The organism is Persicitalea jodogahamensis (assembly GCF_014651615.1).
GTDB classification, from domain to species: domain Bacteria; phylum Bacteroidota; class Bacteroidia; order Cytophagales; family Spirosomataceae; genus Persicitalea; species Persicitalea jodogahamensis.
Map to the genome: position 1 here is coordinate 1,618,415 of NZ_BMXF01000001.1, position 11,488 is coordinate 1,629,902.

The 11,488-nt window shown below is 49.4% G+C and carries 12 protein-coding genes; 7 read left to right on the plus strand and 5 right to left on the minus strand.

All coding sequences use genetic code 11. From position 1 onward, the window contains the following. The first annotated feature begins 13 nt into the window (after window positions 1–13). The gene (locus IE117_RS06685; RefSeq protein ID WP_189563527.1) at window positions 14–907 is read left to right on the plus strand and encodes a 1,4-dihydroxy-2-naphthoate polyprenyltransferase; all 894 of its coding nucleotides are present in this window, start codon (window positions 14–16) and stop codon (window positions 905–907) included. A 146-nt stretch (window positions 908–1,053) separates the two neighbouring features. On the opposite strand, the gene IE117_RS06690 is transcribed toward IE117_RS06685, so the two are convergent. Genes IE117_RS06690 through IE117_RS06700 form a run of 3 tightly spaced genes read right to left on the minus strand, consistent with a single transcriptional unit; the run spans window position 1,054 to window position 3,540 of the window. Further along, on the minus strand, window positions 1,054–2,061 hold the full coding sequence (locus IE117_RS06690) for an endonuclease/exonuclease/phosphatase family protein (protein ID WP_189563528.1): 1,008 nt from the start codon (window positions 2,059–2,061) through the stop codon (window positions 1,054–1,056). 48 nt (window positions 2,062–2,109) lie between these two features. Beyond that, window positions 2,110–2,586 carry a GNAT family N-acetyltransferase gene (locus IE117_RS06695; protein WP_189563529.1) on the minus strand — a complete coding sequence of 159 codons (477 nt, stop codon included), beginning with the start codon at window positions 2,584–2,586 and terminating at the stop codon, window positions 2,110–2,112. 6 nt (window positions 2,587–2,592) lie between these two features. Further along, window positions 2,593–3,540: an acyl-ACP desaturase gene (locus IE117_RS06700; RefSeq protein ID WP_374757963.1), complete on the minus strand. Its 948-nt coding sequence runs from the start codon at window positions 3,538–3,540 to the stop codon at window positions 2,593–2,595. Between the two features lie 155 nt (window positions 3,541–3,695). On the opposite strand from IE117_RS06700, the gene IE117_RS06705 reads away from it, so the two are divergent. Both IE117_RS06705 and IE117_RS06710 read left to right on the plus strand, forming a co-directional pair. Beyond that, on the plus strand, window positions 3,696–4,436 hold the full coding sequence (locus tag IE117_RS06705) for a lysophospholipid acyltransferase family protein (protein WP_189563531.1): 741 nt from the start codon (window positions 3,696–3,698) through the stop codon (window positions 4,434–4,436). Window positions 4,437–4,569: 133 nt separating this feature from the next. After that, window positions 4,570–5,025: a hypothetical protein gene (locus tag IE117_RS06710; protein WP_189563532.1), complete on the plus strand. Its 456-nt coding sequence runs from the start codon at window positions 4,570–4,572 to the stop codon at window positions 5,023–5,025. 153 nt (window positions 5,026–5,178) lie between these two features. Here the strand turns inward: IE117_RS06710 and IE117_RS06715 are convergent, their stop codons facing one another. Together IE117_RS06715 and IE117_RS06720 are read right to left on the minus strand one after the other, a co-directional pair. After that, window positions 5,179–5,610 (minus strand): GNAT family N-acetyltransferase, encoded by a 432-nt coding sequence (locus tag IE117_RS06715; RefSeq protein ID WP_189563533.1) that lies wholly within the window; start codon window positions 5,608–5,610, stop codon window positions 5,179–5,181. Between the two features lies 1 nt (window position 5,611). Beyond that, the gene (locus IE117_RS06720; protein ID WP_189563534.1) at window positions 5,612–6,286 is read right to left on the minus strand and encodes an oxidoreductase; all 675 of its coding nucleotides are present in this window, start codon (window positions 6,284–6,286) and stop codon (window positions 5,612–5,614) included. Between the two features lie 322 nt (window positions 6,287–6,608). Here IE117_RS06720 and IE117_RS06725 point away from each other — a divergent pair, with 322 nt between their 5' ends. From IE117_RS06725 to IE117_RS06740, 4 genes are all read left to right on the plus strand, one after another. Next, a complete protein-coding gene (locus tag IE117_RS06725) occupies window positions 6,609–7,232 on the plus strand; it encodes a class I SAM-dependent methyltransferase (RefSeq protein WP_189563535.1) in 624 nt (207 codons plus the stop codon). Between the two features lie 248 nt (window positions 7,233–7,480). Next, complete coding sequence (locus tag IE117_RS06730; RefSeq protein ID WP_189563536.1) at window positions 7,481–8,542, plus strand: acyltransferase family protein; 1,062 nt, start codon at window positions 7,481–7,483, stop codon at window positions 8,540–8,542. Between the two features lie 78 nt (window positions 8,543–8,620). Next, window positions 8,621–10,366, plus strand: coding sequence for an APC family permease (locus IE117_RS06735; protein ID WP_189563537.1), 1,746 nt, complete (start codon window positions 8,621–8,623; stop codon window positions 10,364–10,366). 68 nt (window positions 10,367–10,434) lie between these two features. Beyond that, the gene (locus IE117_RS06740) at window positions 10,435–11,319 is read left to right on the plus strand and encodes an AraC family transcriptional regulator (protein WP_229580420.1); all 885 of its coding nucleotides are present in this window, start codon (window positions 10,435–10,437) and stop codon (window positions 11,317–11,319) included. Window positions 11,320–11,488 lie beyond the last annotated feature (169 nt).

Sequence of the window (11,488 nt, forward strand, 5' to 3'; positions counted from 1 at the left end):
TAAAGCGCCTATTATGAAAGCCTGGATCGAAGCGGCCCGCCCGCGTACGCTGCCCCTTGCCCTGTCCTGTATTCTGATGGGCTGTTTTCTTGCCTATTCGGATGGAGAATTCAATGGTTGGATAGCTGGTCTGAGTATCCTAACCACAATTCTTTTGCAGGTACTTTCCAACTTCGCCAATGACTACGGCGACGCGGTCAGCGGTAAAGACAGCGACCTGCGCGAGGGGCCGCGCCGGGCTGTCCACGGTGGCCAAATTACGGCTAGAGCTATGCAACGAGCCATTATTTTATTTTCGGCGCTGTCTCTCATCGCCGGAATTGCCTTACTCTATGTGGCATTACAAAATGCGTCCACCGAAGTTTTCTGGGTGTTTCTGGGGATTGGCCTGGCTTGTATTGCGGCGGCGATTACGTACACGGCTGGTAAGCGCCCTTACGGCTATGTAGGGTTGGGTGACTTATCGGTGCTGATTTTCTTCGGCTGGGTCGGGGTACTTGGGACTTACTATCTGCACACGTTAAGTTGGAACTGGGACCTGCTGCTTCCCGCCACGAGCTGCGGCTTGTTTGCGGTGGCCGTATTGAACATCAACAACATCCGCGATATTGAATCCGATCGCGCTACGGGCAAAAACTCCATCCCGGTGCGGCTGGGTCGTGAGAGAGCGGTAAAGTACCATTGGCTCATCCTGCTCACGGGTATGGCTTGCGTAACGGTCTATACCTTCACCGAATACTCTCACTATTCCCAGTGGCTTTATGTATTGAGTTTTCCTTTGTTTATTTGGAATGGTCTGGCCGTGAGTCGGTTGAAGAAAGCCGCTCAACTCGATCCCTACCTGAAACAAATGGCGCTGTCTACGCTTCTGTTTGTGGTGCTGTTTGGGGCAGGGCTGTTGTTGTAAATCAGGAAGGAATGATAACCTTTCTTTCAGTCTCCAGCTGAAAAACGGAATCATGCTTTCATTTTTTTACGCTCGAACCAAAAGTTTGGGCGGCCTATTTGCGGAAAGCATCATAGCAGGTTAGCGCCTGATAAATCTTTCTGGAATTAGTTCTTAGTCTCCAATACCAGCCTGGCGTAGTAAGGAAAGTGGTCCGAGCCAAAATCATCGAGCCTTTCTACTTCCAGTACTTTGAATTCCGGCGATACGTAGATGTAGTCCAGTGGCCAGCGAAGCAGCAGCGACTTGGCGTCGAACGTATTAAACAATCCCCGACCACAGCGAAGGTCGCGCAAGCCACTCAGTTTTTCGAAACGCCGGGAGTTGTACGACCAGCCCACATCGTTCAGGTCACCCGCCATTAGCGTAGGCAAGGAACCGCTGTCCGCGATCTGACGTCCTGCCTTCATTAACGCTACCTCCTCCTCATCAATATTGTCGGGGTATTCGCTGGGCTTGGGTGGTACAGGGTGGATGGTGAAGAGTTGGAAAGCTGACCCGTTAGCCAGGGTAGCTTTCGTACGAAACGAAGGGACGCCTTCTTCATTGAGATACTGTACCTCCCCACCAGCCAAGGGTACTTTTGAGTAAAGTGCCATGCCATAAGTATTGTCGTTTGGCTGCTCCATCCGGTAGGGGTACACTTTATCTAATTCGCTCAACTGTTCCATCCACCACTCATCTACTTCCATAACCAGCAGAAATGTGGGGTTTTTGTCTTTGGCGATTTTCAGGAATTCTTTCGCCTCGCGGTTGTGCATGAAAACATTGGCCACCATAATACTAAAAGAGGCATCTTCGGCCGGGCTATCGACGGCTGTTGTTACTGACTCTGCGCCCAAAGGGGTATATGGGTACAGGAAATAGGCCTGAATAGCCGTAGCGGACAATAGCCCCGCCAGCAGTAGCCAGGATGATCTTTTCCGCTGGTGGGCCCAAAAAATAAAAATTGTCAGGCATATCAACAAGGCGAGTAGTACCAGCAGGCGGGGAAAATCAAGTACTTTAAAATACCACAGGCTACTCTCGTAAGTAAGGGATGCAAGCGTGAGGACAATGAGTGAAGTCGCGCAAAAAAGCAGAAGGAAATAAAGTGTTCTCCGTAGTAAGGACATCGGTTGCTCAGCAGTTTGTAAAACGCACCCGTCCAGCTGCCAACAGGATCAGTTCAATTGTCGCTCGAAGTACAGCACCCCGGCGTGAGGGTTGTGGTTGTATGCCGTAGTTTCCCGAAATCCGTAGGATTTGTAGAGCCCCACGGCCCAGGGCATTTTGTACCCGATCGTGTCGAGCTTCATGGTGGTGTAGCCCAGCTGGCGGGCCACGGTTATCGATTTTTCCATGAAAGCTTTCCCAATTCCCAGACCCCGGAAATCGGGACGAAGGTACATCCGCTTCAGCTCGCAGGTAGTTTCGTTTTCAATTTGCCGCAGCGCAGCGCAGCCCACGAAACCCTCCTCGACTTTCACCAGAAAAAGACGCCCCCGTGGCGGGCCGTACATTGTGGGCAGAATGGTGAGTTCATGATCAATGTTCTGGAAACCGAGGTCAAAATCCAGTGAAGCCACATATTCTTTGAAAAGTTCGAAGGCGGCCGCGTAATCAGCCGCCTTCGAAGCTTCGATAATTGTCCAGTGCATGGGCGATCAGTCGATCCAACTGAATTCGTAAGCCAGCTCCGGTACTTTGGTGCGATCCGCGATGCGGCGCAGCCGGGTAGGCAGGGCCAGCAGATAATCCCGTGCCTTCTCTGCCTGTTCGTTAAGGTCGCGGAGGTGCTCCACTTTCCATTCGTCCAGCAGGGCATCAAGGATGTCGATGTAGTCGTTGGTCGTGTACACACCCAGGCGCTGGGCAGCATCGGAAAAATGGGAGAAGGTATCACCCATTTTCACCCCTGTCTCGCGCAAAAAGTGAGCGGGCATCACGATTTTCTTCCGCATCATGTCTTCCAGAGCCAGCATCATCTCAGAAGGATCCACCTCAAAAATTCGGCTGACAAAGGCTTTGTACGCTTTGGCGTGGCGCATTTCGTCAGAAGCAATTACGCCGCAAATTTTGGACAGGTGCGTATTGCCAAACTGCTTTGCCAAGGTGGCCGTCCGGCGGTGCGAAACGTTGGTGGCCAGTTCCTGAAAAGACGTGTAGATAAAATTCCGGTAGGGGTCACGACCTGTCCCGATATCGAATCCATCGGCAATGAGGTACTGTGTGGAGACTTCCATGGCTCGCATATTAACCCGGCCCGACAGGTAGAGGTACTTGTTAAGCAAATCGCCGTGACGGTTCTCCTCAGCCGTCCAGGAGCGTACCCATTGGGCCCAGCCGTGGGGTTCGTTAAGCTGGTCGACGCCCACGACATCCATGAGCCACGATTCGTAGGTTGGCAGAGCTTCTTCGGTAATGGTGTCCCCGATCAGCACTGCGACATAGTCGTAGGGCAACTCGCGGCAGCTTTCCTGCAATAATTTTACGTCGGAGATGAAACTTTCGTTTGCCGAATCGGGCAGAAAGTCCGATGGCTGCCAATTCTCATCGACGGGTTTGAGATATTCGCCCAGCAGCGAGTCCAGTTTCTGGCCCACAAACTGCATGACTTCCTTGCGGAGGGCGGTAATTTCGGTTTGCATGATTAGTGTAGTTAGAGTGCAGATGACAAAGGTCGTAATTACGATTTAAGATACGCAATATCCTGCGAATTTCGCAATCTAAATGCCTTTACCGTAATTTTGCCAAAAAACTCCCGTCTGTGAAAAAAGTTTTGGATTATTTGCTGAGCGTGGTCTATCTGCTATTTTTTGGCTTAATGCTGCTCATTTTCCACGTCACACAACTCATTGCCTATAACATCTTTGGCAAAGAAGCGCATAAAAAGACAGTGGTCTGGTTCAACTTCTGCCTGGTGCACGGCTGGTACCTTACGGGTAGCCACGTGCATTTCGAGCAAAGAACTAGCCTGCCCGACGACCGGCCGATCATCTTCGTGGCCAACCACCAAAGCATGTTCGATATTCCCGGGCTGATCTGGTTTTTACGAAAATATTATCCCCTATTCGTATCTAAAATTGAATTGGCGCACGGCATACCTGGCATATCGTACAACCTGCGGGTGGGGGGAGCGGCTCTGATTGACCGCAAAGACGGCAAGAAGGCCGTGGTTGAAATCGCCAAACTCGGTAAGCGAATTCATGATGCCAAAGGTTCGGCGGCGATTTTTCCGGAAGGTACCCGCTCTTCCTCCGGAGTCATGAAGGCCTTTGCCGTTGGAGGGTTAATGGCCCTGCTCAAAAAGGCACCCGATGCACTGGTGGTACCCGTTGCTATACAGGGAACCGGAAAATTTAACCCGAAAGGTCTCTTTCCTCTTATTTCATTCACAAAGATGTCTTGGACAGTGCTGCCTGGTATCGAGCCATCTGGAAAAACGCTTGATGAAATAGCTGCCCTGGCAAAAGCTTCTATTCAGGAAATTTTGAAGCAAGAGCCTTGAAATCCCCTGTCGGGAGGGGCAGAGAGTGATGTGGGTAGTTGAAAAAAAACCATTAACATTTGTTAACAACTCTCTGCTTAAACGACCCTCCCGGCTTGCTCTCTAACCCCCGAAAACCATAAAATAGAGAGCCATGAAAAACAAAACCACGCTTGCCGCCTTTTTTGTGCTATTCGCCACGAGCGCATTTGCCCAGGGATACGGAAACTACGGTAACGACCGGCGCAACAACGACCGCCAGGATCCGCCCCGCACCAACCGGACCTACAATCAGCGAACCGATGTGGCGCGATTGCCTGCTAACGACCGCCGCGAAGCGGCCCGTATCAATGATCTGCAACGCGAAACGCGGACTAGAATTGCCGATGGGATCGCCCAGGGCACGCTCACTTCCCGCGAGGCCATTCGGCTCCTGAATGAATTCGAGAATATCAACAATAAGGAACGCCGGTACCTGGCCAACCACGACCTCACCAATCGTGAAACCCGCGAACTGACGCGCGATCTGGAAAATCTGATCAAGGGAATCCGATACGAGAACCGGGATGCACAGCGTGAAAACGATCGGTACACGGTTCGAAGATATTAAAGACCATAGTTAGTTGAAGGTTTAGGGTAGTTGGAAAGGGTGCTTCATTTTGAGGCATCCTTTTTTGTTTTCCGCGCAGTGGGCATCCGCTTCATTCAGGTCTAAGCACTGATCGAGGCGTGTGTTAAAAAGAAGGAGCGGGGGGTGACACGTTCAAAATTTCAGAACCAGTTTCGCGTGAGTTTTCCGAAAGCCCTCGCGCTCGTAAAAACGATGAGTATCGAGGCGGATCAGATTCGAGGTGACTTCGATTTGATTGGCTCCCAGTCGTTCGGCAAATTGCCGGATGGCTACTATTAGTTTCCGGCCAATACCCTTCGATCGGAAGGTTGGATTCACATACATTTCCTGGATTTCGGCAATCGCCGCGGCATGATGAAGAAGCAGCTGGACATGACACCCTGCCATACCGACCGATACCCCTTCTATTTCGGCGATGAGATAGGCGATATTTTCATTGTTCAAGTTCCTCTGGAAGACCGTGTCAAAAGCTTCCCTATCCAACTTTTCATTTTCCAACTCGCAAAGCATGCCGTACAGGATACCGACATCAGCAGGGCGAGCAGAACGGATCGTCACTTCCATGCTAAAAACGTTGCATCTTTTCAGATTCGTGAACAAAGGCCCCCTGCGGCACCTGATCCACTATTGGGTCCTGAGCGGCTACTACCATAGCCTTGGCTACCTTGGCAGAGTCGATGGCGCGGTACTTTTTGAGCGGACCAACCATGAGCGGGCCGAAGATGTTCATGAGCACTTCTCCGATTTTTTCACCCACTCTTTTTTCCTCCCGGTTGCCAAGGAGTAATGAGGGGCGAAATATATGGAGCGCAGAAAAACCAACTTTTTTCAGATCTTCCTCAACATTGCCCTTCACCCGGTTGTAGAAAAACGAGGAGTCAGGATCAGCTCCCATGGCGGTGACGATCAGGAACTGGTCGCTTCCGTTCTGGATGGCTGCCCGCGCAATTTGCAGGGGATAATCGTGATCGACTTTGATAAAAGCTTCCTTCGATCCTGCTTTTTTCATGGTGGTGCCAATGCAGCAAAATACATCGTCTCCTCGTATCAGGCTGGTGTCGGGATGATCGAAATCAAAATGGACTTTGGTCAGTTTCGGATGCTGTATATCAATCGGGCCCCGTACCAGCACCCGTACTTCCGCATAGGAATCTGACTGCAGAAGTTCGTCGACCAGTTGCTTGCCGATGAGCCCCGTGGCACCTGCCACAAGGGCCGATTTTTTTTGTAGTACATTCATGTCAAATGAAATTATTTATCAATAATACGGTGTTTTGTCCTGATTTCGGTCCAGAAAATAAATTTAAGGTGGCATCAGGAGGACTTTTTGAAATTATTATGAGTTATAAATAGGCATAAAGAAGGACAAAGAGAAAAGTTGGCACGGTATGTGAGCTACCAAGAAAAGAATGCGCCCAGAATATGATATAATGACAGCACACTGCCAATATAATATCCCCTCCGATACAATTGAAAAGGCCCTTCTTCAAAGGAAAAGGGTCATGACTACTCCTTTTCTCCGACGGCTCTACAGAGAGTGGTATGATCGGTTCGTAACCGAAATGGAACAACTTCCCCGTGGCACAAAAATTGAATTAGGCGCGGGCGTAGGATTTTTAAGGGAGGTGGCCCCGTCTGTCGTCAGCACGGACAGCATTCCTTTTCCTACCAACGATTTAACTTTTCTGCCTACTAGTTTGCCCTTCAATACTGATTCAGTCAGCGGGATTTTTATGATTGATACATTCAGCCGGATACCGGGTACCCGTGCTTTCCTGACGGAGGCACAGCGAGTCCTGAAGCCCGGTGGCAAAATCATCATGATTGAACCCGCGAGCAGTGTTTGGGGAAGGCTGGCCAGTAAGTGGTTCTCTGAAAAGAACTTCGATCGCTCGGCGGACTGGACCTGCGCCTGTTCATTATCCACCGGAAAAGTGAATAGTGCCATGGCCTGGATTGTCTTCGAGCGCGACCTTGAGCAGTTCCATCAGGAATTTCCGGGCCTCTCATTAGCAAGCAAAACCTACCACACTCCGTTTCGCTATTTTGTAGGAGGGAATAGTCGGTTTGAGCGTGGTCTGGCTCCGCAAAGCAGTTATTCGCTATTCAAAAATGTCGACGGATGGTTGTCAAGCCTGTCGCCTCAATGGTCAATGTTCATGACCATAGTAATCGAGAAGAAATAGACGAAAGCCGGGCAGCGCACCAACTATGCGATAAATCTCTCCTCTGTTTCCAGAAAGATCTTCTTACGAATTTACCGAGGTAGAGTACCTCTTCCGAACTAGCCCTGAGGTATGCTTCGGTATGGCTATTCTGTGATCAGGCGAGGTGCCATAGCTGTGCCTCAGATCAAAGAGAGTCAGTTTCTCCAAAGTACTATCTTTGTGCTGCATGGTACTTACAGAATCTCCGCCTGCCAGTTGATTTGCCGATGACTCAAAAGAACAGATTGCTTGAATTGGACGCCCTGCGGGGCATTGCGGCGGTGAGCGTGATGATCTTCCATTACTCCATTAATGAGAATGCCGGAAAACTGGGATGGGAGTTCAGGTACGGCGTAACGGGAGTCGACCTGTTTTTCATGATTAGCGGCTTCGTAATTACGCTGAGTATTCAGAAGATCAAAAAATGGCAGGACTTCGCCGTTTTTCGCTTCGCCCGCCTGTACCCGACCTTCTGGGCGTGTGTGCTAATCACTACCCTCGCTATCCTTTTCTACGAACCTGCTTCGCTCAGTGTTAGTCAATTCCTGGCAAACCTGACCATGTTCCCGGTGTACTTTGGTATCGAAAATATCGATCAGGTCTATTGGACACTGTTGGTGGAGATGGTTTTCTACCTGTGGATTCTGGCCGTGTGGTTGGCGGGGGGGATGCGGCACATCGTAACGATTGGCTTTCTGTTTCTGGTCGGAGTAGTATTTTTTCACGCCCTTGGCCACCATTATCCGACGGTGTACCATTTCCTGACCTTGAAAGTGCAGTTTCTCAACCACTTTCCCCTTTTTTATACCGGAATCTTATTTTATCAGTTAAAATTCCGGTCGTTCTCCTGGCGATACTTGGCGCTTATTTGCGTGGGTATGGTGGCCGCATTCTATTTGCACGATAAAGGGGGCCGGTCGATGTATCATACCTCCGTAATTGAACACGATTTACTTATTGCGTTCTACCACCTTTTGTTTCTGATGTTTGTGTTCGGGAAATTGTCTTTCCTGGTCAATCCCACTCTGCTGTTCCTGGGCAAAATCTCGTACAGCCTTTACCTTTTGCATCAATATGTCGGATTGCATTTAATCGCAACATTTAACGAAACTCTGGGTTTGAATATCTATGTGGCGGAGTTTCTGACCGTCGGCATCATCGTTCTTCTGTCCTACCTGGTGACTGTTTTCGTCGAGGATCCTGCCATCAGCCGAATCAAGAATTGGTACCGTGCCAGAGAACATCGGCAGGTGGAGGAGCCGGATGCCGCCCGCACGGCCCTGCCGTAAACTTTTTCGTGGTTCATTTGCCTTATTCAGTACATTTGCGGCTTGGATAGAACTACTTAGCCCACCAGAATTTCCACAATGGAAACCACCACTACCCACAAAAAATTAAATGAACTCGCTGCCACGGCAATTTGCGGCAACGATATCACCTCATCCTGCCTGTACGTTTCGGCGCTTTCCATCGCCTATGCCGGCCAGTATGCCTGGATCGCGCTGTTGATCGTGGCGGCGGTACTTTTTCTTTTCCGTAAAATATATGGTGAAGTGGTAGGGGCGCTGCCGCTCAATGGCGGGGCTTACAACGTGCTGCTCAACACGACTACCAAAAGCAACGCTTCGGTCGCTGCCTGTCTGACTATCCTGTCGTACATGGCTACGGCCGTAATTTCGGCCAGTGAAGCCATGCACTACCTGCACGACATTATGCCAAGCATCAACATCATACTGTCCACGGCCGTGCTTATCACGCTCTTTATGCTGCTGGTGATGTCGGGAATCAGCGAATCGTCGATAGTGGCTATCATTATTTTTGTGCTGCATATCACAGCCATGCTTACCCTGATCATCAGCGGAGTATGGTATGTGTCGCAAAATGGTTTGCAAGTTGCGTCGCTGAATTTTGATGCACCGCTCACGGGAGGCTTCGGTACAGCCCTGTTCCTGGGATTCAGCACGGCCATGCTGGGTATCAGTGGTTTTGAGAGTTCTGCTAACTTCGTGGAAGAACAAAAGCAGGGTGTCTTTCCTAAAACGCTTCGTAATATGTGGATCGCCGTGTCGGTCATCAACCCGCTGATGGCACTTTGTGCTGTCATGGTATTGCCGCTGGCGGACGTAGCCAGTCATCAGGAGGCGCTGCTCTCGCACTTGGGGGAGAATACCGGAGGAAGCTGGCTGGCTACCTTTATCTCTGTGGATGCCGTGCTGGTGTTGAGTGGAGCATTGCTTACTTCCTACGTAGGCGTCAACGGTCTCATTAAGCGCATGGCCCTCGACCGGATTCTGCCACAGTTGCTATTGAAAGAAAACAAGCGGGGAAGTTCACCGCGTATCCTGATCGTTTTTTACCTGCTTTGCCTGTCAGTACTCTTTATCACCAACGGCGAGTTGGGGCCGCTGGCGGGGGTTTACACCATCTCGTTTCTGCTGGTGATGGTCTATTTTGGCTTTGGTAATTTTCTGCTGAAAAGCAAGCGGGCGCGGTTGCCGCGTCCCGAGCGGGCTACGGTATTCTCTGTCTCGCTGGCGATCTTTGCCGTGGTGGTGGCCCTGTATGGCAACATCATCATGCACCCTGACTACCTGATCGTCTTTTTGCAGTATTTTGTTCCTTCGATCATTGTCATCATTTTGCTGCTGAACCGCAATATAATACTTACGTTGCTGCTGGCGGTAGTCAATAGCTTCTTCACCACGCTTAAGCATATAGCTGCTGCCAGCCGTCTGGAAATCTCCCGCCATATCCGCAAACTAACGGAACAGGAGTTTGTCTATTTCACCAAGGGCGACGATATCTCGATTCTTAACAAGGTGATGATGTATGTTCAGGAAAACGAGATCACCAAAAAAATAAAAATCGTAACCATTCTGAAAGAAGGCGAAGAGGTACATCAGGCGTTTTTTAAAGATCTTGAAGTACTTGACCGCGCCTATCCCGACATCAAGATCGAATACGTGCAGCTGCGTGGTACTTTCGGACCCGAAATAATAGAGCGGTTGAGCAAAGAATGGGACATTCCTATCAACTTCATGTTCATCAGTTCTCCCAGCGATCGTTTTACGCACCGCGTGTCGGATTTGGGAGGGGTAAGGTTGATCATCTGACCACTTCTATTGCTTTCTATAGCCAGGTAAACCTCGAACCTGCATAGTCTTCTACGTGATTTTACTCTTTGCTTTTCATCTTTTATTGGAAAGCGGATGAGGTATTTTTCTTGATTATGGCCAAGTTGTCCACCCACCTACCAGTAAAAGATAAAATTGAACTTGGGAAGTCAATCAAGATCGCTCCCTTTAGAAAACACGTTCGGAAAACAGCTCCCCACAAGCACAACAAGTACCTTGAAATAATCTATCTGTCCGGCGGGTCGGGGTTTCATTCAATTGATTCATTTGAATACCCCATCAATCCACCTCTGATCCACATCGTAAGGCAAGAGCAAGTGCATTATTGGCAACTTGAGTCTGAACCAGAGGGCTTTGTGGTGATCCTGAAAAGAGATTTTGTTGAGAAAAGCCTCGATAAAGAATTGAAGTCGCTGATTGAAAAAATCAGTCGCCAACCTGGCTTTAGGGTAGACAATCACGAAAGCCTGGAGAAATTTTTTAAGCTGCTGGTAGAAGAGAACTCAATTGAAGAGGAGTACTCTTTTCCGGTGGTGGAAGGGTTGCTGAAAGCACTTCTTGCCAAAATATTAAGGGTTTCAATTCCGCTTACTCCCAGTACCGCAGACGATTCTGTTGGGCTATTTAAGTCATTTTTGCATCTGCTTGAAGAAGACAACGGGCTAAAAAGGAAGGTTAGTTACTATGCCGATCTATTGGCCGTATCTCCCCAAAATCTCAATGCGGTTTCCCGAACTTCAGCTTCTAAAAGTGCTTCCGGTGTAATCGCTGAATTTGTCATGGCTGAGTCGAAGCGGCTTCTGCTGTACACGGACAAGACGGTCTCAGAAATTGCTTTTTCTCTGGAATTTTCCGATTCTTCACACTTCGTCAAACACTTTAAAAAAACTACCGGAACTACCCCGCAATTGTTCCGCACTGCGAATCGTTAATACCGGATATTTTTCAAATGTACTACGGTTGACGTGGGTGGCGGTGCTTACTTTGGTTCGATACTATGAATCTGTCCAAAGTAGAATGAATTTTACACAACTTAGCCGTCAAGTCTCAAACAGGCTCTTCTTTTCCAGAGAAAAAATTACAGCCATTTCTCTCTTTTTA